The 23285-nt window shown below is 33.9% G+C and carries 24 protein-coding genes; 1 reads left to right on the plus strand and 23 read right to left on the minus strand.

Features of this window, described 5'->3' with window-relative positions; all coding sequences use genetic code 11:
- Window positions 1-84: 84 nt before the first annotated feature.
- From V4762_RS05035 to V4762_RS05055, 5 genes are all read right to left on the minus strand, one after another.
- Window positions 85-651: a hypothetical protein gene (locus V4762_RS05035; protein WP_347314689.1), complete on the minus strand. Its 567-nt coding sequence runs from the start codon at window positions 649-651 to the stop codon at window positions 85-87.
- A 104-nt stretch (window positions 652-755) separates the two neighbouring features.
- A complete protein-coding gene (locus V4762_RS05040) occupies window positions 756-986 on the minus strand; it encodes a hypothetical protein (RefSeq protein WP_347314690.1) in 231 nt (76 codons plus the stop codon).
- Window positions 987-1307 carry a hypothetical protein gene (locus V4762_RS05045; protein WP_347314691.1) on the minus strand — a complete coding sequence of 107 codons (321 nt, stop codon included), beginning with the start codon at window positions 1305-1307 and terminating at the stop codon, window positions 987-989.
- 14 nt (window positions 1308-1321) lie between these two features.
- Window positions 1322-2095, minus strand: a complete 774-nt coding sequence (locus tag V4762_RS05050) for an inositol monophosphatase family protein (protein WP_347314692.1) — start codon at window positions 2093-2095, stop codon at window positions 1322-1324.
- Between the two features lie 162 nt (window positions 2096-2257).
- Window positions 2258-3355, minus strand: a complete 1098-nt coding sequence (locus V4762_RS05055; protein ID WP_347314693.1) for a hypothetical protein — start codon at window positions 3353-3355, stop codon at window positions 2258-2260.
- 411 nt (window positions 3356-3766) lie between these two features.
- On the opposite strand from V4762_RS05055, the gene V4762_RS05060 reads away from it, so the two are divergent.
- On the plus strand, window positions 3767-4816 hold the full coding sequence (locus V4762_RS05060; RefSeq protein ID WP_347314694.1) for a hypothetical protein: 1050 nt from the start codon (window positions 3767-3769) through the stop codon (window positions 4814-4816).
- On the opposite strand, the gene V4762_RS05065 is transcribed toward V4762_RS05060, so the two are convergent.
- From V4762_RS05065 to hemC, 18 genes are all read right to left on the minus strand, one after another.
- Window positions 4803-5432, minus strand: a complete 630-nt coding sequence (locus V4762_RS05065) for an ANTAR domain-containing response regulator (RefSeq protein WP_347314695.1) — start codon at window positions 5430-5432, stop codon at window positions 4803-4805. The genes V4762_RS05060 and V4762_RS05065 overlap by 14 nt on opposite strands.
- Before the next feature lie 38 nt (window positions 5433-5470).
- Window positions 5471-6718 carry a histidine kinase dimerization/phosphoacceptor domain -containing protein gene (locus tag V4762_RS05070; protein ID WP_347314696.1) on the minus strand — a complete coding sequence of 416 codons (1248 nt, stop codon included), beginning with the start codon at window positions 6716-6718 and terminating at the stop codon, window positions 5471-5473.
- Window positions 6715-7332: a phosphoribosyltransferase family protein gene (locus V4762_RS05075; RefSeq protein WP_347314697.1), complete on the minus strand. Its 618-nt coding sequence runs from the start codon at window positions 7330-7332 to the stop codon at window positions 6715-6717. The genes V4762_RS05070 and V4762_RS05075 overlap by 4 nt, the downstream gene beginning before the upstream one ends.
- Window positions 7329-8027, minus strand: a complete 699-nt coding sequence (pyrF, locus tag V4762_RS05080) for an orotidine-5'-phosphate decarboxylase (RefSeq protein ID WP_347314698.1) — start codon at window positions 8025-8027, stop codon at window positions 7329-7331. Before pyrF ends, V4762_RS05075 begins: the two co-directional genes overlap by 4 nt.
- A gap of 90 nt (window positions 8028-8117) precedes the next feature.
- Window positions 8118-9179, minus strand: coding sequence for an AMIN domain-containing protein (locus tag V4762_RS05085; protein WP_347314699.1), 1062 nt, complete (start codon window positions 9177-9179; stop codon window positions 8118-8120).
- Between the two features lie 116 nt (window positions 9180-9295).
- Window positions 9296-10438 carry a molybdopterin-binding protein gene (locus tag V4762_RS05090; protein WP_347314700.1) on the minus strand — a complete coding sequence of 381 codons (1143 nt, stop codon included), beginning with the start codon at window positions 10436-10438 and terminating at the stop codon, window positions 9296-9298.
- Window positions 10425-10922 carry a MogA/MoaB family molybdenum cofactor biosynthesis protein gene (locus V4762_RS05095; protein WP_347314701.1) on the minus strand — a complete coding sequence of 166 codons (498 nt, stop codon included), beginning with the start codon at window positions 10920-10922 and terminating at the stop codon, window positions 10425-10427. The genes V4762_RS05090 and V4762_RS05095 overlap by 14 nt, the downstream gene beginning before the upstream one ends.
- Window positions 10923-10958: 36 nt before the next feature.
- Window positions 10959-11423, minus strand: coding sequence for a cyclic pyranopterin monophosphate synthase MoaC (gene moaC / locus V4762_RS05100; protein WP_347314702.1), 465 nt, complete (start codon window positions 11421-11423; stop codon window positions 10959-10961).
- 1 nt (window position 11424) lies between these two features.
- Window positions 11425-12399 (minus strand): GTP 3',8-cyclase MoaA, encoded by a 975-nt coding sequence (gene moaA / locus V4762_RS05105; protein ID WP_347314703.1) that lies wholly within the window; start codon window positions 12397-12399, stop codon window positions 11425-11427.
- A 2-nt stretch (window positions 12400-12401) separates the two neighbouring features.
- Entirely contained in the window at window positions 12402-14306 is a 1905-nt protein-coding gene (locus tag V4762_RS05110) for a molybdopterin biosynthesis protein (RefSeq protein ID WP_347314704.1), read from the minus strand.
- A gap of 52 nt (window positions 14307-14358) precedes the next feature.
- Window positions 14359-15561 (minus strand): molybdopterin molybdotransferase MoeA, encoded by a 1203-nt coding sequence (locus V4762_RS05115; protein WP_347314705.1) that lies wholly within the window; start codon window positions 15559-15561, stop codon window positions 14359-14361.
- Window positions 15562-15598: 37 nt separating this feature from the next.
- Window positions 15599-16210: an MBL fold metallo-hydrolase gene (locus V4762_RS05120; RefSeq protein WP_347314706.1), complete on the minus strand. Its 612-nt coding sequence runs from the start codon at window positions 16208-16210 to the stop codon at window positions 15599-15601.
- A 23-nt stretch (window positions 16211-16233) separates the two neighbouring features.
- Window positions 16234-16959 carry a ribonuclease PH gene (gene rph / locus V4762_RS05125; RefSeq protein WP_347314756.1) on the minus strand — a complete coding sequence of 242 codons (726 nt, stop codon included), beginning with the start codon at window positions 16957-16959 and terminating at the stop codon, window positions 16234-16236.
- 14 nt (window positions 16960-16973) lie between these two features.
- Window positions 16974-17876 carry a tyrosine-type recombinase/integrase gene (locus tag V4762_RS05130; protein ID WP_347314707.1) on the minus strand — a complete coding sequence of 301 codons (903 nt, stop codon included), beginning with the start codon at window positions 17874-17876 and terminating at the stop codon, window positions 16974-16976.
- A complete protein-coding gene (trmFO, locus tag V4762_RS05135; protein WP_347314708.1) occupies window positions 17863-19203 on the minus strand; it encodes a methylenetetrahydrofolate--tRNA-(uracil(54)-C(5))-methyltransferase (FADH(2)-oxidizing) TrmFO in 1341 nt (446 codons plus the stop codon). Before trmFO ends, V4762_RS05130 begins: the two co-directional genes overlap by 14 nt.
- A gap of 4 nt (window positions 19204-19207) precedes the next feature.
- Window positions 19208-21391, minus strand: coding sequence for a type I DNA topoisomerase (gene topA, locus V4762_RS05140; protein WP_347314709.1), 2184 nt, complete (start codon window positions 21389-21391; stop codon window positions 19208-19210).
- Window positions 21391-22419, minus strand: coding sequence for an interleukin-like EMT inducer domain-containing protein (locus tag V4762_RS05145; protein ID WP_347314710.1), 1029 nt, complete (start codon window positions 22417-22419; stop codon window positions 21391-21393). Before V4762_RS05145 ends, topA begins: the two co-directional genes overlap by 1 nt.
- Entirely contained in the window at window positions 22391-23284 is an 894-nt protein-coding gene (hemC, locus tag V4762_RS05150) for a hydroxymethylbilane synthase (protein ID WP_347314711.1), read from the minus strand. The genes V4762_RS05145 and hemC overlap by 29 nt, the downstream gene beginning before the upstream one ends.
- Window position 23285 lies beyond the last annotated feature (1 nt).

Here is a 23285-nt window from a genome sequence, read left to right on the forward strand (position 1 = left end):
ATAAGAAAGAATTGGCGCTTTTATTTGATGCAAAAAGCTATTAAATTTAATAAAGATATTTAAAAATTATATATAAGAATAAATCTAACGTGAGGAACTATAACTACTATAAAATTGTTCAGCATAAGCAATGTAGCTGCCATTCCTATAAGTGCTCCAAGGCGCAAAATTTTGCCCGTTTCCAGAGAGATAAATTGCAAATTTAGCATTATTATAAGGATTCATCAACCAATTTACCTGGTCATGCCAGTTACACACGCTATATACATTGCATAAAGTATTATGATGAGCGAGCAAATTGATCTGAAATAGACCAACTGAATACTCTGGCAATGATAGTTCTCCTGAACTGAGCAGAATTCCGCCCTTTGGATTGTCTACAATAATATTTGGATTATAATTGCTCTCCGCGCCAGCTATACCAACCATTTCAATAGCTTTATCAGAAGGAACGTTGTTCTTCAATAAGTAATTGTAAAGAACCTTAGCGGGGACAAAGTTGTAGTTATAGGTTTGTACCTTAATATTCTGCCACATACCAAAATTTTCGCTACCTGCATAAGAAAGAGATGAAGTAACAATTAAACCAAGAAAGAGAAAAAGAAAGAGAAAAAGAACACTAAAAATTTTTCTATTTATATAAAGGTCCAAGTTCACCATCCCTTTACATGATAATTAATAAGAAGTACAAGCCTCCAAATTGTTAATGTAAAAAATTATATCATATTTTAGATTTCTAAGTTATAACTCTCATTCTAATAGTCGAAAAACTTTCTGACCCCAAAGGTTAAAATTATCACAAGTATGCTTACAGTCAGAAAAATTCCTATAGACATAAAAAAGCTTGCAAAAATAAGGTAGCCAAACATTATGGCTTTTCTAAAATTTGTAAACTCGTCATCGTTCAAAATAAATTTTATACAGAAATTCACCACAATATAGATTAATGTTTCAATAATTATTGTTTGAAGATTAAAGTTAAACATTTAAAAAACTAAAGGAGTCCAGCCTTCGTTAATTAGATTTGATAAAGTTTCACCTACATATATAACTTCCAATCCTTTATTGGACAATATATCTCCAATACCCTTCTCATCTGCTACAAATTTACAGGCTAAGGGTTTAAACTCCAATAAACTATTTAATAAATCTGCATTCTTCAATAAAACCTCCTGCCCACCGCCAAATATAATGAATTTTACATCCTCGAACCAGTTCTTCTTCAAGGCGTTTGTTCCATACATTATTCCAGTTCTAATTACCTGTTCGTCTGTGCTGCACAATACCACTACAACTTTAGATTTCATTTATACCCTCCAGTTTATAAAGAAATAAGTTCTTTAATTTTTTCATGCAAAAATAGATTGGAAGCAAGTATCTGGTTTGACTTTCCGATTTGATATTCTTCTCCATTGTAACCAGTTACCTTGCCACCAGCTTCGTTGATTAAAAGTATCCCAGCCGCCACATCCCAGGGCTTCAACCCATCTTCGTAGAATGCATCAAGTCTGCCGCAAGAAACATAAGCAAGATCTTGTGCAGCAGCCCCAGGTCTCCTTACTCCCCTTACGTTAATTAAAACCTTTTTAAATCTGCTGACTATATCTTCATAATTCTCGTGAATTGAATATGGAAATCCAGTACCTACCAAACACTTTTCTAAGCTATCCTCCTTGCTGACTGAAATTCTTTTTTCATTAAGGAACGCACCCTCGCCCTTAACAGCAAAAAAAAGCTCATTTAATAGAGGGATGTAAATTAGTCCCAGTTTTATATCTCCTTGGTGTAGATATGCAATGGATATAGCAAACCACGGCAACCTATGCACAAAATTGGTTGTGCCATCCAAAGGGTCGATAATCCAGGTAGATTTTAGATTAGAAGTGTTTTCAATATTTTCTTCTGCGATTATCTCGTCATCTGGAAATTCAGATTTTATAATGCTTACAATTTTTTCTTGAGAATTTATATCAGCATCAGTAACCATATCAAGCTTACCCTTAAATCTGGTGTGTATTTCATTTGAATAGTAATATCTTAATATTTCACCTGCTTCCAATGCACATTTTTTAATAACTTCAATTCTTTTTTTCAAATTAATCTCCTGGTAAATAGTTTAGCTATTATTATAAGGCATCTTGAAACAAATGAAATTAGATTAAAAAATATATTGATAAATTATTTTATAAAAAGTCCAAATCAAATAAAAAAGATTAGAGATCCAAAATAATAGAACTATATAATAGAACTCAAGTTATTAATTCTGTTGCTGCAATTCATGTAAGTTTTGGTTGGTTTGCAATGGATGATTTGTATTGATTATCTGGTTATCATTGGTTATGTAGTGATATTCGTATCTGTTATCACCTTTATAGGTAGTGTTAGTCGTTGGATCATAATAATTTGATTCGTTTTTTACGACGACCCTGTCATATTTTTGCCCAATATTATAATACTCTTGGAGTCTTTGCTGCCCACCTTTAAATATCATGTCTGAAATTTGATTGTTTGATTGTGTAACGATATTTTCATATTGAGCGTTCATATTATTTTGTGCAGCTACCCATTGAGGGTTCAATCTATAGCTTTGTGCCATATGGACTATGATGTCAAAAGTTTCTCTGGTCAATTGTGCAGGAGCTACAAATCCAATAAAAGTTTTTACATCCCACAACTCACCAGTTTGATTTCGGACAAGCTCTGTTGCGGAATAAACATAACCATATTCGGGCGTACCATCTAAATAACATGAGAAAGTAGCTTCGCCAGAATCAATAGACGTGTATATGCCATACTGTGCGTATATATTATTCATTGCCTGACTAGCGTTGTTTAAATCATCAGAACTTGTAATCTGAGCGTTAGAACAAAGGTGCGATATTCTATAATATCCCCATTTTGCAGCAAATGCTCTACCGCTCATATATGGCTCAATAAACAAGTTTACTCCAGGACCAGCATAATACCACATTCCAGCATGATACCCACCTCTTGCTAAAAGAGCATTTGGAACTGTAAAAATAGGTATGTTTCTGTCACCATAAAAGATAGTAGTCATTTGGTCGGGTGACTGTACAGTAGTGCCCGATCTAATGTCTATTTCTGAGATCCTCTTCACACCTCCATCTACATTCCATCCATCCGGAATATCCAGACTAAAGGCTTGCTCTACGGGATCTGTGAAAACTACCCAATTGACATAGTTATTACTTTGTTGTTGACCCTCATTTTGTGCAATTTGAATATTTTTTTGGTTTTCGCTTAAGTTGTTTGAAACATTGGTCTTTGCGCCAGCTCCACACCCAGATAGAAAAATAAATAAAACAAAACAAAAAGTTACCCACAAAACCCTCATGGCATCCTCCTTATATTTAATTACAAAATATATAAAAAGGATAATTAAATAACATTATTGACTGGTGTAGTTTTGTTATCAAATAATTTTTACATTAAATCTTATATAAAGCTGACTTGCTCCATCATTACTTAACTAAATTTTATTTAAGGTATACCATATTAGCATGTATTTATCTAAGATGTAAATATAATTTTTTATAAATAGGGAATATTTATATTTATTTATACATAAACATTTATATTATGTAAATAAATTAAGCTTATGTTTAACCATACAGTTTAATAAGAGTAATTCTCGTTAATAAATCGGACAAAATTTTAAAGTGGCCAGGATATTCTATGACGAAATATAGATACATTAAATTTAATAAAATTTTATTTTTAAATAAAATTGATATAGAATATTGTCATGAATTATTTTAACTATATACCCTTTTTAATAGCCTTTATTGGATTTCAAATTTTGGCTGTAGGTTCTATCAGGTCAAAGAACGTATTGACGTTGATTACTATCTATCTTGTTTTGAGCGCATTAAATTTCCTGCCAATGGTAGTTTTTTATATTTTAAACATACAAATTAACTTTATATATTTTATATTTTCTCTATTCGCACTTTCAATAATCGTAACCCAATTTATTGAAAAGACTTCAATAAAGATTATTTTTATATACTTGATATGTCAAATCTTACTTGTCTATCCAGCTTTTTCTTTTTTGTTTTCGCTAATTCTAAAGCATTTCACCATTCATCAATCAGATCAGCTACTTTTTACTTTCTTGGTAGCTCTCTACTCGTCAATGTCGAGTCTATCTGTAAGCCAGCTTATAGGACCGCGCATAGGCAGATTTACAAAAGATGGAAGATCTATGGCGATACCTGGAAATAATATTATCTTTATTTATTTTGGATCATTGATCTTCATACTTTCTACAATAAATTTTTTTCAAGAAAACAATCCAAACTGGATACAGTTTGCTTTTTCAAATTTCTCATTATCCATCATAGCTAGTTCGTTATCCTCTATCTTTATCGCAAAGAAAATAGATCCTTTGATATTAATATCGTCACTTTTTACATTTATGATTTTTACCGTGTCTGGCAGCTTAGTAGAGCCATTCTACTTAGTACTCGCTTTAACATTCTTAATATCGTTTATAAATATATACATTCAAAATAAAATTGAAGTGAAATTTTTATTTGACGATCCTCTTTTCCTTATAGTACCAGTTATAATAAGTCTATCTTCTCTGATAATAGTTTCTAGTATAGTAAATGGCTTTGGAATTTTCTTTATTTTTATCTTATCTTCTGCTTATTTATGGGTATCAAATTTAATTATAATAAAACTGATAAATAAATTTTCAATTCTTAGATATTATCCTAACCAGGAAGAAATTGGTTCAGATTTGTATGAAATAGGTTACGAAGCCTATCCAAAATTATTTAAGGATTTTTAATTTCCTTGGGGATATTTTTTGATTTCAAAATTATTTCAGATAGTTCTCCAATAGATATTCTATTATTCATAGAGTATTCTTGCATTCTTTTATGAACTTCATTCTCACTTAATTTGGTCTGTTCCATTATAAATAGCTTAGCCCTATAAAGAGAATTCTTAGCTTTCAAAGATTCCTCAAGGGAGCTGTTTATTTCTTTTAATTTTTTTGCCTCATTGTATCTTTCATAAGCAAAGAGAATTGCGCTTTTTAGCTCGCCTATTCTATAGGGCTTCAATAAATACGAAAAAGCACCAATTTTTGATGCCCTCTCTATAAAATCCTGATTGTTATAAGCAGTCAAAAAAACAATGGCTCCAAGGTCATCGTTTTTTAACCTCTCAGCTAATCTAAGGCCATCCAAATGAGGCATCATAATATCGATAATGCTAACATCAGGTTTCAATCTTCTTATTTCAGAGAGAGCCTCAGCGCCGTCTTTTGCCTCACCAATGACCTTAAATCCTTCTTTATCTAACTCTTCTTTCATGTCCAATCTAATCAAAAACTCGTCGTCAGCAATAAAAACTTTTATTGGATTTTTATTTTTGGAAGATTGCCTCATCTCGCTTGCCACAGTTCACCTCTTCTGGAATATTTTAAAGAAAGATTATATCAAAATTTTTGTAAAATAATCTCAAATAGTGTACCATTAATAGTCGGCAATCTTTTATAAGAGGCATTCAAACCGTCTACCAGGAGGCTTTTTACAAGGTCGCTGCCATATCCCTTAGAAGATCCTTCAGTTTTAAAATCTCCAAAATCAAGGTAGGTTATTCTAACAAGGTCAGTTTTATTTATTATTGAAATAAATATCTTTGATCTTTCGTCTGCTACAAAGGCATGTTTTATAGAGTTTTGCAGCAATTCTATCAATGCAAGTATTAACAGCAACATTTTTTGATATTCGCCTAAGAGATCTCCATAGATATATAGTCTTTCTTTTCCAGAACTAACTAAAATCTTAAATAAACTTTCTAATAATTCTCTGAGGGAGAGCTCTTCTGATACATTTATCAGCTGTTCGTGCACCCTTGCAAGACATTCAAGCTTTATAGATATATCTTCTATTAATTCCTTATCAGACAATCTTCTTGACTTTATATTGACAATACTTTTGATAATTTGAAGATTATTTTTAATCATATGATGAATTTCCTTCATAGTATTTATCTGTTTTTCTTTTTCTATTTCAAGCTGTAAATTTTTCGAAAGGTCTCTTACAATTACTATGAAATATTTCAAGATATTTTCTTTATACAGTGGGAAGAAAGATAGCTGGGCCATAAAATTTTCATTTTTTAAAGTTTTTGAAAAAATAGTAGGATGCATAAATTTGTTTTTTGAAAAGAACTCTTTCCATGTATCACCCTTAGAGAATTCAGTAGTGTTTGTAGCCTTGGTATAAATAAGTCTCGCATTAGAGGATGCATAAAGCTCATTTGAATTTTCATCTAAAATAATAATTCCATCTTCAATTGAGATAGTGCTTGAAAAAAGATCTTTACACGGATTGGCGTTTAGGGAGCCAAGAATTAAAGTGTTTTTAAAGTCATTAAATTGTTTAAAATTTGGTATGTTTTTAACATTGCACTTAAGCATTATGTATGTATGATGATCTAAATAATAATACTCTTCGAAAAACACGTGCCCTTTCTCTTTGTAGAAAAAGGGCAATTTATAGTCTTTGTTTTGGTTTTTTTTTATAAAATCTAAAAATTTTTTTGATATTGTTGTTTTTTCTTTATTAGATAATACTGACTCAACACTAAAGTTATTTTTTTCTAAAATATTTACCAAAAAAACATCGGCGTTAAATATATGTGATATAAATTTAAATCGCCATTTCTCACCAGAGATCATAAATTAGTAATTTTCTTACCTTTTCCTAACTCCCTATTTATAGGAATCTGGCTTTTACAAAGGGGGCAGTCTTCAGGGTCAAAAGACTGAAAATCAATGCTAAGAAGATTTTTCAAAAACGGAGAACCAATAGCGTCTGAGCTTACATTGCCTCTATTGACCAGGCAAGCGCTGCCCTGAACTATTCCTTTGCAATCTCTAACGGTATCTATAACCTTTTTTATAGAAGATCCTGTAGTGAGTATGTCATCAACTACTATTACCTTTTTGTTCTCTACAACCCTGTCATAGCCTCGCTTTAGAACTCTTTTCCCAACTACTTCTTCAGAAAAGACAGAAAATATCTCGGAATTTTTCAAATTTGAGCTGTGATATGCAATCCACTGGGAGAGTATTACGCCACCAATCGTCGGAGCGCAAATAACTTCAAAATCCACATCGCAAATCATCCTTGAAATCTCCATACAAAGCTCTGAAATCACTTTTGGCTTTATATATAGAGCGTCTTTATTGATATACACTTCACCATGTTTACCAGATGTATATAGAAAATGACCATATACAATTGCATTATGTTTTTTTAGAAATTCTAAAATTTCATTGTTATCTTTCATTTATAAAACTCCTCAATAATAGATTTTAACGCTTCTGATGAAGAATAGTTATTGTTTGGCTTCAATATAGGTCTTCCTACCACAATATATGTCGCACCATTCAATTTTGCATCGTATGGCGTAGAGATTCTTTCCTGATCATCCTTAAGGCTCCAGGCTGGCCTTATGCCCGGAACGACAAAAAAGCAGTCTGGAAATTCTTTTTTCAATACTTTTAATTCAAGAGGACTACAAACAAATCCTCTCAATCCAGAATTATAACCAATTTCTACAAATTTTTTCACTATATCTATAGTATCATATAAATTATAAATTTTTTTGGCCTCTTCTATGGAGAAACTCGTTAAAAGAGTGACGCCCAAAAGCTTTGTATTGCTCTTAGGATCGATGCTATTCAGAGCTTCTCTTATCATATTAGATCCGCCGCTAACATGAATGGTCAGCATATCAATATCCAGAGCTGAAAGATTCTTAACCGCTTTAGCGACAGTATTTGGAATATCATATAATTTCATATCTAAAAAAACCTTGCAATTATAAGACTTTACAATCTTCACTGATTCCTTCACGCCAATAGAAGTTAACATCTGATAGCCTACTTTATACCAGCTCGTAAAAGCAGAAAGCTCTTTAATTTTCTTATTAATTTCATCAACATCATCCAGGTCAAGTGCTACTATTACATTAGAATCCAATTTATCACCATCCAATTATTTTCTCATCTAAATCAAAACAAACAATAGTAAGCAATATAATAATTTTTATCTTGCTATCGACCTAAGTATTTAGAGAATGCTTCCAAGTATGCCAATAGCTTTACCTAAAATACCACCTACTCCAGGGGAAGACTGTTTAGCTTTTCTTGTCTCACTTGTAGAATTGGATGTGGGGTTAACTACGGGGTGTACCGATTCGGTTGAATTAGAAGCAATATAATTTGATGTGGAGTGTTGCAAAATAGAGTCGTTGATTAAAGCAATCCTTTGTTGGCTCGAGAGAGTTTTGGTTGCGTTTAGCCAATCTCTATTTCCTTCTTCATTAAAAATAGCGCTTAATACTATTTCTTGCTGTTCCAACGATAAACTTGAAAAATTTGTATCTTCGTTTATATTTAGGCCAGATCTATTGCAATACATAATTACATCATTTAAATATCGAGAAGAATTGTTTTCTCGAGGCGGCGCCCAAGTAAAAATAATATTTCTAATTGACTCATTGCCACCATTGTAATAGCCTGGTTTTCGAATAATGTTGTAATATGCAGCATATATACCGCAATTTATATCTCTATAGCTATTGAATCCCCCGTAAACAGATCTTAGATTGCCTGGATTGTTCACATCTGAATTGCCAACTATATCTGATTGAGTGTCGTTAAAACCTGTTCTTATGTTTTGAGTATTTAAAGAGTTGTTTTGAATCCTTGTTATAGGAGAGCTACTTTGAATCCTATTTGAACTGTAATCTGAAACTTTGAAACTCCCTACATTAACCTCCAAACCACCTGCGACTCTTGAAACAATATATGGATAATTTTTATCGCTTTCGATAACCACCCTAACTTTATCAGGTGTATTTTGTGCAAAATGTATTCCAGTTACCATTGGTGAGATAGTTGATATATCACCTTTCTTAGAAATGATTGATTTATCGATGTCCAATACTATTCTACCGTCTGCCATTCTAAAATAATTGAAATTTGGATTGCCCTGAACATTGACGAAAACCTCTACTCCATTTTCCGTAGTCTTGTAAGAAACATTTTGCACCTTTGGCAGTGTATCAGCATAGGCAATGCCTACAGTAGTTAGAAGAAACAAAAATATAAAAGCTAAAAAAAACTTCATCTCAATCTCACCCCGTGAATAAAAAAATATTTGAACATATTCCTACACAGGACTTATAAAAATCCCTTGAAATAAACTCGATTTAGTCTATTATATCATTTTAACCGCTTAGAACATTAAAAAACTTGGTTAAAAAAATATGTCTTCTGTATAAATAGCTCTTCGTCGAAATAAAATCCGACGAATTCAGAATTTAAGAAGTTGCATTGTTTTAGAATCAGCTTACCGTTTTCAATCTTCTCATTTTTATACCAATTGTTTCTGCCACTTCCAGGCTTTTCTGAAAGATCACAAAAATCAACAAGATTTTCCAATTGCAATCCTCTCTGCTTAAATATCAAATTTCGCAAAATTAAATGATAAAGAGCTACGCTTGCCTGAACGATTCCTGAAAAGCCCAATATAATTTTGTCTTCATATAAATAAGCATAGCTATTTTTGCCCACTGGCGTGTTAAACCTTTCAAATATTGGCTTAGAGTTTTTATTTAGAACCCTTCTTATAAGATCCTTTTTGCCCATGCCAGTGCCACCTATAAACAAGACGATATCGCTTTTTTTGTTTTCAATCAGAACCTCTTCCAGAAGAGATTCTTCATCTGCTATTGGACCTGATTGAATGACTTCAAAACCATCAAATTGTGCAACAGGCGAGATTATCCAGCTTGAGAGCGGCAAAGCTTTTTCTAAATCACCAGTATTGATTAACTCTGTTCCAGTGTTGATTATGCTAAGCTTGGGCCTTTTAAATACTTTGATAGACCTAATGCCTAAAAGCTCTAAAGCGAATCTGTCTTTAACGGAAAGTTTTCTTCCCTTAGAGAAAAGCTTCTCACCATCAAGGATTTCACTCCCAGGTTTTAGCCAATTATTTTTAGTTTCTTCAGACGCAGGAAATATTAAATTATTTTCGAACTTTACGTCTTCCATCTTAAAGAATTTTAAGCCGTCATCTATTTTTTCTATAGAAGAGCCTGTTGCAAAAAATATGCAGGCATTATTATTTATGGAAAAATTTAGCTTGTCTCCAGGATATATTTCTTTAACCAGCTTAAATGGAGCAACCCCTTTACACAAGTAGCCGTCAAACCTGCTGACAAAATATTTTGGATAATTTTCTTTCAAGATTACATCTTCACTTAATATCTCTCCAAGACAATCAGCAGACAAAATATCTTGTGAGTTAACGGATGGCAAATACTTTAAAAGCTCTTCGACTATCTCTGAATAGCGTCTTTTAGCCCTATCAAGTTCTTGCACAATTTTTGTCCCAGCCCATTAATATATCAATTCCATGTTCAAGAGGATCGATCACAAAGTTCAGACATTCATCTACCGCCTTTAAGCTACCGGGCAAATTTAATATTATCGACTTTTTTCTAATTCCACATAAGCCTCTTGTGAGCATTGCCCTATTAGTTTTTTGGAGGCTAAGACTCCTCATAGCCTCAGGGATGCCAGGTATTTCTTTTTCTATAACCTCTTTAGTGGCCTCAGGCGTATTGTCTCTATCAGAAAACCCAGTTCCGCCAGTTGTTAGTATTAAATTTATTTTTTGGTTGGAAAGCTCAATTAATTTTTCTATCAGTAAATTTTTTTCATCTGGCAAGATCTCGTAGGATGACAAGAAAAATCCTCTATTGTGACAAATTTCTATAATCTTTTTGCCGCTTAGATCTTCTCTTTCTCCTTTGTATCCAGAATCAGACAAGGTCAATACTGCAAACGTAACCTTTTTATCCAAATCAGCTCACCTCTAATAGGTTAATTTTTAATTAAATCACACGTATTCATAAGTGCCAGACTTACCGCCTGATTTATACAAGAGCTTCACGTCTTCGATAACAGCTCCCTTTTCTACAGCCTTTATCATATCGTATATTGTAAGTGCTGCTATGTTAGCTGCTACCAATGCCTCCATCTCCACTCCAGTTTTAAAACTTGTCCTTGCCTGCGACAATATTAAAATTCCATTATCTTTAACTTCAAAATCCAGATTTATTTGATTAATTGGTATTGGATGAGTCAAAGGTATTAGCTCCCAGGTCTTCTTCGCCGCTAAGATGCCAGCTATTCTGGATGTAGAAAATATATCGCCCTTTGGAACTTTCTGATCGTTAATCAAGCTTAGAGTTTTATCTGACAAACGAATAAAAGCCTGTGCTTTCGCAACCCTAACTGTTTCAACCTTATCGCCGATGTCTACCATATAGGCCTTTCCCTCTTCATCTAAATGTGTAAACATCTCATCCTCCAATGGCTGACATATTTCTGTGATAAATTTCTCTTGCTTCCTGAATATATGGGTGACCTTTTGGTTTAAGGGATAAAGTTTCTAAAATAAACTTCTTTATGTCATCATCAGCTAAACCTGATCTAAGTTTTTCTTTAAGATTGTATTCTACATCAGAGAATAGGCACAGTCTTATCATGCCATCTGAAGTAATTCTTATTCTGTTACACTTTGCACAAAAGTGCTTGCTAAGAGGTGAAATAAAACCCAGTGTGCCCTTAGCATTTTCAAATTTATAGTATTCCGCAGGCCCGTTTCCGAAAGGACCTGTGACCATTTCGAGCTTAACTACCTTTGAAATATTATCTTTTATTTCATCGCAGCTGATAAATTTATCCTTTTGTTCGCTATCGCCAATAGGCATTATCTCGATAAATCTTACATGAATTTCTCTGTCCCTTGCAAGGTTTGCAAGAGCAATCAAATCGTCTTGATCGTTTATGCCCCTCATGACTACCACATTTAATTTTACAGGGTTAAAACCTACTTCAATAGCCTTTTCAATACCATCCAAAACATTTACAAGATCGCCTTTTCGTGTAATACTTGCAAACCTTTCACAATTTAAGGTGTCAAGGCTAACGTTTAATCTTTTTAGGCCTGATTTATATAAATCTTCAGCATATCTATTTAAAAGAGAACCGTTCGTGGTAAGCGATACGTCATCCAAACCTATTTTAGATATTTCTTTCACAAGCCCTACCACGTTTTTTCTAACTAATGGCTCACCGCCAGTCAACCTTACTTTTTTAATGCCCAATTCTTTTAAAATCTTTATCGTTCTGACTATTTCTTCAAAACTCAATATCTCTTCATGTGGAATGAAGTTTACGCCCTGCTCGGGCATACAATAAATACATCTAAAATTGCATCTATCAGTAATAGAAATCCTGACATAATCTATATTTCTTCCATATAAATCTGTCACTCCTACACCTCCTTTATCTTTCCTGTATCAGAAAAATCATAACCAGTCATCTTCATATCTTCACTAATAAAAGATTTATTTTTAATTAAGTCAATTAAGCGTGCAATTTTAATATCATTTATGTTATTTCTATGAATGCATAGTTCAAAATTTTCTTTTTTCCATGGGATAAAGTCTAAGCCTAAATAATCTGCAGTATATTGAATGCCAAAGGCCACGTCAGCCACACCGCTAAGTATGCTGGTAGCAGCAGCATAATGAGTAAAGACTTCGTTTTCATAACCCAAAATCTGATTTGGCTTAATTCCAACTTTGCTCATTTCATAATCTAATAGCACTCTGGTACCAGCCCCTTTTTGTCTGTTTACTATCCTTAGTCCATTTGTAACTATGTCTGCAAGAGTTGATACATTAAAAGGATTGCCCTTTTTCGTCATCATCCCTTGCTGTCTATGTGCAAGCATTAATAAAATTGTATCACCTTTATCAAAATATTTTAATATATATGGAATATTATATTCTCCGCTTTGGCTATCAAATAAATGGGTAGCGGCTACATGACAGAGCCCATCTTTCAATGCTGCAATTCCAGCCAAACTCCCAGAAGGAGAAGAGACAATCCTTAACTTAAAATCTTTATATAGCTTAGATGAGATATATGGCAGCAGCGGGTCATTACTGCCAAGAACCACAATAGAATTTTCACTTAGATCGTCTTTTTTCCAGAATATAAATTCAAATTTTTCCTGACTGTTGCTTCCCTGAATTCCTTTTTCCATAATACACACGCCGTCAGCATATAATAAAGATGATACTGAACTCGAAGACCTATCCAACGGATAAAAATATCTTTTGTCATTAATTGTTGCAACTTGTCCCCTAATTCTCTCTTCTTCTCCTGAGCTTGAAGTTATAGGTTTGTAGATGCTTACAGGAACGCTCTTGGTAAACTCTACAGCACCAACCATCATATTTAGGGCAGGTTTAATAAAATAGTCCAGGACTACAGCGCCTGCCGCAGAGTATCCAGGCAGACCGACAAATATTGCTTTATTGAAAGATCCGAGTATTACAGGCTTTCCTGGCCTTAGATAAACTCCATGCGCAAGAAGGTTTCCATTTTTTTCTAAAATACTTGCTGTATAGTCATCTCTGCCAAATGAAGAGCCACCTATCATCAATATTAAGTCAAAATCACTATATTTGTTTAAATATTCTTCTAAGACTTCTATTTTATCTGGCAATATAGGAGTCTCTTCTACCAGAGCTCCATTCATTTCAAGATAATACGATATAGCTGGGCCGTTAAAGTTAAAATACATATTTTTATCGGTATTCTCATAGCTATCTGTAATTTCATCCCCCGTAGCTATTATTACAGCCTTTGGCTTCTTATTTACCTTAACTGAGTCATTTCCAGTGGCAAGAAGAGCCATTATCTCAAAGTAAGAGATTTTTTGTCCCCCAAAAACTACTATTTCTCCAGGATTAAAGTCTTCCCCTATCAATCTAATATTTTCTCCAGGATGCATCGCTTCAAATATAGTTATAGAGCCATCTGGGTTTAATCTGTTTTTTTCTACCATAACTACACAATCATAAGGATGCGGGATAAAATCACCCGTATCAATTTCAATGAACATTTCTTTGCTTATTGTCAAAGGAGAATGAACGCTGGCTTCTTTTGTAGATTTTGCCACAAGTGCATAGCCATCCATAGCAGAAGATTGAAAGTTTGGACTAGCTATTTTAGCTACTATATTCTCGCTAGCAATTCTGCCGCCAGAAATAGAAGTTGTTACCAGCTCAGAACCGATTGGGCCTTTATTCAATCTTTCTATTTCTTTAAGCAAAAGCCCCAAAGCGAGATTGGGCTCCATTAGCTTTCTATATAATTTCCTCGCCATTTTCACACCCCTCAAAATTATTTTATATCTTTAAACTCAATATAGATGTAGGTCAGTCCCAAAGAAATATTTCTACCTCTTCACCTTCCAATATAATCTCTCTGTCTTCTGGAATCTTTATTATAAATTCAGCCTTCACTGCAGATGAAATATAATCTGACTTACTTAAGAGAGGAACCACAAGATCGTCTTGCTTGTAACCCATTATCAGATCTACTCTACCTGGCACCGAAAAAATAGGATCGCGCAAAATCGCCCTCTCAGATTTAGGATAAAAGTCGTTATCTCCTCCCAACTTTTTTAAGACTGGCAAACCGATAAGGTTTAGATGAACCATCACTGGCAATGGATGACCAGGATACCCTATGATAGGCACCTTTCCACTCTTCCCAAGCAAAAGCGGCTTTCCTGGCTTAACAAGAAAGCCGTGATAGATAATCTCACCTATATTGCCAATTATTTCTTCTATGTAGTCTCTCTCCCCAATTGAGCTCCCACCAGAAACAAATACACAATCATAGTTTTCCACTGCAAACTTGATCTTTGATTCAAGTTCGTTTTTCATATCTTTAATAACGCCTAAAAAAATAGTATCTGCATAATCTTTTAGACCGTTCACGAGCAGTGGTCCATTTGCATCATATATTTTTGAAATTGTCAGCTCTTCATCATACGATATAATTTCATCGCCCGTCGAAATTATAGCCACATTAGGCTTTTTATAAACCTTGACCTCTTTAAAACCAGCAGACGCCAAAAGAGCACAATCTCTAAAATTAATTCTTTTGCCTTTATTTAAAAGTACAGCATCGTTTTTAAAATCTTCGCCTTTTCTTAATACATTTTCAAAATAAGAAATGGGCCTATATATCTCGACAAATTCACCCGAAATTTTTGCATTTTCTATCATAACCACACCGTTCGAGTTATTGGGAAGTGGGCTGCCCGTCGCAACCCTTACACAGCCTCCATTTTCAATAGTTAGCGGAGGATCGCTTACCCTTTGTTCGCCTAAGAATTTTAATAGCACAGGAGTATTCTCACTTGAGCCAAATGTTTCTTCAGAAAAAACTGCAAAGCCGTCTACGCTTGAGCGATCGGCTATAGGAAGTGAAAATCTTGAATGCATGTCTTCAAACAATACTCTATGGATAATATCAAAAATATTTATTTCCTCAAAGCGTTCAATCGGTGAAAAGATATCACAGTAATCCAATGCGTTCTGAAAAGATGATAGTTTTAGAAATTTTGGCATAATTTAAAATAACTCTCCCGTAAATTTCAAAGTAATATTAGATAAATGACACAAAATAAGAATTGTTTTTTTGTTCATACTTTAAAGAAGTCGATGGACCATGTCCAGGCAAAACAATATAATCTTCATCTATAAGCGATAGCTTTTTTAAAGTATTTTTCATTAACTTTTCGCTGCCTCCTGGCAAATCCATTCTGCCAATAGATCCTTTAAAAAGTGTATCGCCAGTAAACATATAATTTTCAATTATATATATGACAGAGCCCGGAGTGTGACCAGGAGTCTCCAAAACTCTAACTTCTTGATTGTTCAGCTTTATCGTACCCTCTTGCACATATTGATCTGCCTCAAAGCTATAAGGCTTTCCAAATTGGGTAGAGAGATTGAGATCTGGATTTTCAATCATATCTTTTTCTTTTATAGAAGCGATAATTTTAGGATTGCACTTATCCTTTATCATTTTTACAGCCATAATATGATCGGCATGCCCATGGGTTAAAAGAATCCATTTCAAGTTATCTGCATCAAACTCACCTAAAATCTTATCCCCTTCATCACCAGGGTCCACTAAAGCTACACTTTTATCATCGAATTCCACTATATAGCAATTCGCTCCAATATAGCCCACGCTAAGAGTTTTTATCTTCAAATTAAACACCTCAAAATAAAATTTTAACGAGTAAGTTTTAAGACCTTTTTCTGAATAGCAATTATCTGTTCTATACCACTGTGGCCAATATAGAGTATTTCATTTAATTTTTCCCGAGAAAATGGCTTTTTCTCAGCAGTTCCCTGTATTTCTATTATCTCATTATTTTCATTTGCAATGATATTAAGATCCACATCAGCAACCACATCTTCTTCAAAGTTTGGATCTAATATAACCTCGTCATTCAAAACTGCAACCGATACCGCTGCTACATAATATTTTAAAGGACTAACTTTTATCAATCCGTACTCTTTCAGCTTCCTCAAAGCAAGCACCAATGCCACAAATCCACCAGTAATGCTCGCACATCTTGTTCCTGCATCAGCTTGAATTACTTCTGAATCAATATATATTGTTCTTTCGCCAAGAAGGCTCATATCCACAGCACTTCTTAATGACCTTCCTATAATTCTTTGAATTTCTTGATTCCTTCCAGAAACCCTGCCTGAGGTGCTCTCTCTTACATTCCTATCCTGAGTCGCACGCGGTATCATACTGTATTCGCTAGTAATCCATCCATTGCCAGAACCTTTTAAAAAGGGGGGTACCCTGTCCTCTACTGAAGCGTTACATATTACCTTTGTGTTACCAAAAGAAATTAACGCGCTCCCTTCAGGGTAAAGTAAAAAATTTTTTGTAATTTCAATAGATCTTAATTCATCATTTTTTCTGGATTTATCAAGTCTGATTGTTAACACCTCTCTCAAATATTATTTTCTAAATTTTCCAATGACCTATAGTACTCTTTTTTAAGAGTCGTCTCAGATAGCTTAGCATAGACATTTGTAGTGTTTATGCTCTCGTGACCCAAGATCTCTTGAATGTATTTCAATTCTACCCCTTGATTGAGCAGATAGGTTGCCAGAGAATGCCTGAGCTGATGAGGAGTAATTTTCTTTCCAGTCTGCTCTTTCCAAATATTTGAAACCACATATCTTATCATTCTTTCACTTATTCCCTTTTTCAATCTTGAAATAAAAAGATATCTGTTTTCTGTTTTTATCTTGCTCCTTTTTATAAGGTAGCTCTTCAAGAGATCGCCAGTCAAACCTGTAAAAAATACAATTCTTTCTTTATTTCCCTTGCCAATAATCTTTATTTCATTTCTATCTAAGTTTATATCATCCAATTTTACACTTTTCAATTCGCTTATTCTCATACCAGTATTGAAAAACAACAAAACAATTAGAGAGTTCCTGATTGCAAAAAGATCGTCTGATAAAAGATTTTTGTTAATTACATCTGATACCTCAGAGGAATTCAAATATTTAGGCAATAATCTATCTTTTTTTGGAAGTTTCAAGGTCAAAGCCAATTTATTCTCGATAATTTTAAACTTGTATAGATAATTTAAAAATGACTTTACTGCCGATATCTTCCTAGAAATTGAAGACTTCTTTAAAACTTTAGAGCTTGAAGAATTCATTACCCAATTGTAGGTTAGACTTGTTATTTCAAATTCTTTAAAATCTTTATGAGTACCTTCCAAAAAGGCAATCCATTCAAAGAGGTCATTTGTGTAAGCTCTTAAAGTGTTTTGAGAATACAATTTGTTATATCGTAGATAGTCTAAAAATTCATAGATTTGTGATTTACTTATCTTCATAACTATATTGTAAATCAAAAAGACATTTATTTAAATCAAATAGCGATCTATTCACATATTCAGCATATCTCATTTTCTTGCCCATATTCTTACTTAGAGGCTCCAATAGGCCAAAAGATACGTGCATGGGTGCAGGCTTTTCAGTCGTATCATTGATAATGTGATTTATTAAAGAACCCAATGCGGTAGTCCTTGGCAAGATAAGAGGCTTTTTATTATTAATTTTTAAATCTAAATTTATAGCCGCCAACAATCCAGTAGCAACTGCTTCAATATAACCCTCTGTTCCTGTAATCTGCCCAGCAAAAAACAAATTTTCAACCTTCTTTGATTCCAAATTTTCATTAATCAGTGAAGAGGACTTAAAATATATATTTCTATGCATTACTCCATATCTTACAAACTCAGCATTTTTTAAAGCTGGGATAAGCCTGAAAATTCTATTTTGCTCTTTAAAAGGCAGCCTTGTTTGAAATCCGACCATATTAAATAATGTATTGCCTTTATTCTCCGCCCTTAATTGCACGGCACAAAATGGTTGTTTAAGAGTCTTTGGATCTATCAATCCTCGCGGTTTCATAGGACCATACAAAAGAGTCTGTTTTCCTCTCCTAGCCAGTTCTTCCACTGGCATACAACCCTCAAAATACCTTTCTTCGTCTGAAAAGTGGCCCTTTATACTGTCTGCTTTTATAAGCTCATCATAAAAATTGTTATAGTCTTCTTCGTTCATAGGACAATTTATATATGCACTATCGCCTTTGTTGTATCTATTGGCACAAAATGCCTTGTCCATATCAATAGAGTCAAAAGATATAATAGGAGATGTAGCATCATAAAAATATAGTTCCATTACGTCCAAAAATTCCCTAAGATTGTTAAATAATTTATCTGATGTAAGAGGTCCTGTAGCGACAATAGCAAAGCTGTTCTTTGGGATAGATTCTACTTCGTCTATAATCACATTTATATTGGGGTCAAAAATAATCTTTTCTGTAATGTATTGTGAAAACTTCTCTCTATCAACTGCAAGCGCCTGACCAGCTTCAACAGAACAATCAGCAGCAATTTTTAATAAACTCGAACCTAAAATTCGCATTTCTTCTTTTAGCAATCCTGATGCAGAAAAAATATTTGTCGTCCCAAGAGAATTGCTACACACCAGTTCAGCAAATAGATCTGTCTTGTGAATAGGAGTCTTAACCTTTGGTCTCATTTCATATAAGTCAATCAGATATCCTTTTTTAGATAAAAAAAGTGCTGCCTCACTACCAGCCAAACCTGCACCTATTATTTTTATCCTGGTAGAATTTTTATTAAAAACCATACAGCTAAGATTTTGTTTTCAAAACTTTTTTGGCTGCACCCTCATCAATATCTGTAAGTTTAAAGCTATAAAAATCGCATTCTTTATTTACACATTTAAAATATGGCTTGCCTTTTTTGCTGAAAGTTCTGATTAACTGCCCACCACATTTTGGACACTTTTTCTCAACCTTTTTACCATATGGCAAAGTTCCCTTGCATTCTGGATATCTTGAACAAGCTAAAAATTTTCCAAACCTACTCTTTTTTACCACCATTTTGCTGCCACATATCGGGCAGTCAATATCAGACTCCTCAACTGCAGCGTTAACTTTTTTTACAGGTTGCTCTGTATTACCCTCTGAATCGGTAGGAGTGTCTTCAAATGGCAATTTCCCTTTACATTCTGGATATTTAGTACAAGAATAAAATCTGCCAAATTTACTAATTCGCAATTTCATTTCAGACCCACATATAGGGCACTTTTTCTCTGAAGTTAAAGAGTTCAATATTTCGTTTGAATTTTCTTCAAAATTGTGAAGACTCTCCTCAAAAGGTTGATAAAAGTCTTTTAAAAGTTTTATTCTATCCCCCTCATTGAAAACTTTGTCAAGGTCGTCTTCCATTTTGGCTGTGAATTCAAAATCGACGATGTTTGGAAAATATTTAATCAACATATCTGTAACTTCTTCGCCAATTTTTGTAGGGAACAGCAATCTTCCTTCTCTTTCAATATAATTTCTATCTTGGAGAGTAATTATTGTTGGAGCATAGGTGGATGGTCTTCCAATTCCGAGCTCTTCCAACTTCTTTACAAGACTTGCCTCTGAATACCTTGGGGGCGGAGAAAGAGCGCCCTCAATCTTTTCTACTGAGGATATTTTATAAGTCTTACCAGCGGTTAAAACAGGGAAAATTTCATCGTTCTCGTCTAACTCTTTTTCTTCTTCCCACAAAACCATATATCCCGGAAATTTCAAGTTCATAAATCGCGCAAAAAAGTAGTAGTTATCAACTTCGCCCTTTATCTCAAGGGCATCATAGACAGCATTTGCCATTTGACTGGCCATAAACCTTTTCCAAATTAGATCGTATAAGAGATAGTATTCTTTGTTAATATATTGTCTTATTTCATCAGGCTGTCTAAAGATAGAGGCAGGCCTAATCGCCTCGTGAGCTTCCTGGCTGCCCTTTATTTTTTTTGGAGAATATTTCTTGTGAAAGTTTTCTCCAAACAACTTTGCAATCAACTCTTTGGCATTCTCTTGAGCCTCCATAGAGACATTAAAAGAATCTGTTCTCATATAAGTAATCAGTCCTACGCTTCCCTCATCGCCAATTTGCAAACCCTCATACAATGTTTGTGCTAATTTCATTGTTCTTTTTACGCTAAAACCGTGTTTTCTTTGAGCCTCTTGCTGCAAAGAGCTTGTAATAAAAGGAAATGGTGGACTTTTCTTCTTTTCTTTGATATCTAAGTTGTTTATGTTTAGATTTGAATTTTCCAGCTTTTTTAAAACTTCATTGGCTTCGTTTTCATCGAAAAATTTTATTGGACTATTTTTTTTATCACAAAGCTTTAGAGTAAATTCTTTGTTATTGTCATCCAAACATTTAACTTGAAATGTATAATATTTCTTTATCTCAAAGCTTCTAATCTCCCTTTCTCTTTCAACCACTATTCTCAAGGCTACTGACTGGACTCTGCCAGCCGAAAGACCTCTTTGTATTGTTTTCCACAGAAAAGGCGATATCTTATAGCCTATGATCCTGTCCAATATCCTTCTTGTTTTCTGAGCTTCAATAAGTTTTATGTCTAAATCACGAGAGTTTTTCATTGCTTCTTTTACTGCTTTTTCAGTAATTTCGTTGAAATACACCCTCTTGTACTGCCCTTCTTTTAGCTTAAGCACTTCTTTTAAGTGCCAGGCTATTGCCTCACCCTCCCTATCGGGGTCTGGTGCAAGATAAACCACCTTTGCATCCTTTATTTCCTTTTTCAGACTTTCAATAAGCTTGCTTTTTTCTTTCATAATTCTAAATGTGGGATCAAAATTGTTTTCAATATCAATACCCAAACGCGTTTTTGGCAAATCACGAACGTGACCCTTAGAGGCCAATATTTTAAGTGATTTTCCTAATATTTTAGAAAGAGTCTTAGTTTTAGAAGGCGACTCAACAATCATGACCTTTTTCTTATTTTCAGACATCAAAACCTCCTATTTTGCGGCAATGAGAAAACTAAAATTTTCGAATCAGAATTCAAACCATCAAGATAGATTGTTGGAAGTGGTTTCTTGTTAATTAGCTTAATAAAACCAGATTCATCAAGTTTTTCGGGAGGAATATAATACAATTCTGATACAGTTGCCGATCTGTCTTCAAGGGCTTGCCTATTTTTTACATTTAATATGAAGGCATGACTCCAACCGTAATATCCAAGAGGAACCAGATGCAACCCCATCTGGTTTAAAAGTGTATAGGAATCGCTATCCATCTTCCTGGTCGCCTCTATATTTATTACCCCCAATAAAAACGAGTTTTTGGGAACAGATTGAAGATAGCCCACTAAAGCAGCATTTTCTCTATGATGAAAAGAGGTATCAAAATTGCCCTGGCTAATTACCTTTCCATCGTTCGGATCTATAGCAATTAAAAAATAGCCTAAATTTTTAGGAAAATATTTTTTTTCATTAATCTCAATATAGCTTCCAGTTTTGAGACCATAGCTCACAAGCCTCACTTCGCAGTTTAGTTTGCTTTCAAATGGGTAAACCCCAGGACCAAATATCACGTTATATCCAAAATTCTCCAGAAATTCTCTTGCTTGAGAGAAAGTTATATTGCTTGGCAGGTAAGGAATTATACCTTTGTCAATAGCATCTTTCAAAGTTCCATCAAAGACCTTTTTTACGTTTTCATCGGGTTGAAGATTGTCAGATACAAAAAGTCCAATTTCTTTAATTCCTTCTATATGCTCACTTGAAATAAAATCTGCAAGGTCCTGAACAGTTTGGAACTTTTTCTGGTTGGCTAAAATTAGCTCTTTAATTTTGCTAAGCGATGGCTGCTCGCCTAATACCACTACCATACCATTTCCCAACTTCAAGCTCAATGTGTTCTCCTGTGCTTGTGCGTTAGCGCTAAAGAAAAGCAAGCTTAATACAATTACAAATGCAACAGGTTGAATAAAATATATGAAAAATTTATTACGAAAAAAGTTTCTTATAAATTTCATCCGCAACCTCATTCTTATTTTTATTGGAATCCACTTCAAATAAAACTTGTTTTATATTATCATATTTATTTATAAATGCTGCAACCTTAAAAATTTTATTATTAATTGGATGTACATAACAGCCAAATGGGATCTGACATCCTCCTCCAATTAACTCCAATACTCTTCTCTCAATATCTGTAGATCTCTTGGTATCAAAATCATCTAAAAATTTTATTATTCCCGCATAATCGTCCAGGTCTTTCTTCCTTCCCTGTATAGCAAGAGCACCCTGACCAACTGCTGGCACAAATTCAAACGGATCAAGAGAAAGAGTGCGTCTCTCAATCTTTAGCCTTCTTAAAGCAGCATTAGCCATTAAAAGATAGTCACAAAGCCCATCGTCGAGTTTTTTCAACCGGGTATCAATATTACCCCTAATGTCTACAACCTTAAACTCATTGGATAGCTTGCTAATTAGAGATATCCTCCTTAGACTGCTCGTTGCAAATATAGAATTAGGCAAAATGTCTTTTATATTATCTATACTAATGCCTTTTCGTGGAACTATTACATCCGATGGGTCCTCCCTCACTGGCACTGCAAATATCGCAAGATCGTCTGGACTCTCAGAGGGTATATCCTTCATGCTATGTACGGCCAGATCTATATCCTTGTTTAAGAGAGCCTCTTCAATCTCTTTAACAAATAGACCTCTTTCTGGCGCCTTATGTAGAGCGACCATAAGTTTATCGCCGGTAGTTTTTATAATTTTTATTTCAATTTCAATTTCATTATCATATTTTCTAATCTGTTCTGCTACATATTTTGTTTGTGTAATTGCAAGTTTACTGCCTCGCGAGCCTATTGTAATTTTTTTAGTCAAA

The sequence above is a fragment of the Thermodesulfobium sp. 4217-1 genome, assembly GCF_039822205.1.
Classification (GTDB): domain Bacteria; phylum Thermodesulfobiota; class Thermodesulfobiia; order Thermodesulfobiales; family Thermodesulfobiaceae; genus Thermodesulfobium.

What these genes read in the sequence shown, in the direction of transcription:
- V4762_RS05040 (WP_347314690.1), bottom strand. Translation starts at nt 986, where the DNA reads ATGTTTAACTTTAATCTTCAAACAATAATTATTGAAACATTAATCTAT.
- V4762_RS05045 (WP_347314691.1), bottom strand. Translation starts at nt 1,307, where the DNA reads ATGAAATCTAAAGTTGTAGTGGTATTGTGCAGCACAGACGAACAGGTA.
- V4762_RS05055 (WP_347314693.1), bottom strand. Translation starts at nt 3,355, where the DNA reads ATGAGGGTTTTGTGGGTAACTTTTTGTTTTGTTTTATTTATTTTTCTA.
- V4762_RS05060 (WP_347314694.1), top strand. Translation starts at nt 3,767, where the DNA reads ATGAATTATTTTAACTATATACCCTTTTTAATAGCCTTTATTGGATTT.
- V4762_RS05070 (WP_347314696.1), bottom strand. Translation starts at nt 6,718, where the DNA reads ATGATCTCTGGTGAGAAATGGCGATTTAAATTTATATCACATATATTT.
- V4762_RS05075 (WP_347314697.1), bottom strand. Translation starts at nt 7,332, where the DNA reads ATGAAAGATAACAATGAAATTTTAGAATTTCTAAAAAAACATAATGCA.
- V4762_RS05085 (WP_347314699.1), bottom strand. Translation starts at nt 9,179, where the DNA reads ATGAAGTTTTTTTTAGCTTTTATATTTTTGTTTCTTCTAACTACTGTA.
- moaC (WP_347314702.1), bottom strand. Translation starts at nt 11,423, where the DNA reads ATGTTTACACATTTAGATGAAGAGGGAAAGGCCTATATGGTAGACATC.
- V4762_RS05110 (WP_347314704.1), bottom strand. Translation starts at nt 14,306, where the DNA reads ATGGCGAGGAAATTATATAGAAAGCTAATGGAGCCCAATCTCGCTTTG.
- V4762_RS05115 (WP_347314705.1), bottom strand. Translation starts at nt 15,561, where the DNA reads ATGCCAAAATTTCTAAAACTATCATCTTTTCAGAACGCATTGGATTAC.
- V4762_RS05130 (WP_347314707.1), bottom strand. Translation starts at nt 17,876, where the DNA reads ATGAAGATAAGTAAATCACAAATCTATGAATTTTTAGACTATCTACGA.
- trmFO (WP_347314708.1), bottom strand. Translation starts at nt 19,203, where the DNA reads ATGGTTTTTAATAAAAATTCTACCAGGATAAAAATAATAGGTGCAGGT.
- topA (WP_347314709.1), bottom strand. Translation starts at nt 21,391, where the DNA reads ATGTCTGAAAATAAGAAAAAGGTCATGATTGTTGAGTCGCCTTCTAAA.
- V4762_RS05145 (WP_347314710.1), bottom strand. Translation starts at nt 22,419, where the DNA reads ATGAAATTTATAAGAAACTTTTTTCGTAATAAATTTTTCATATATTTT.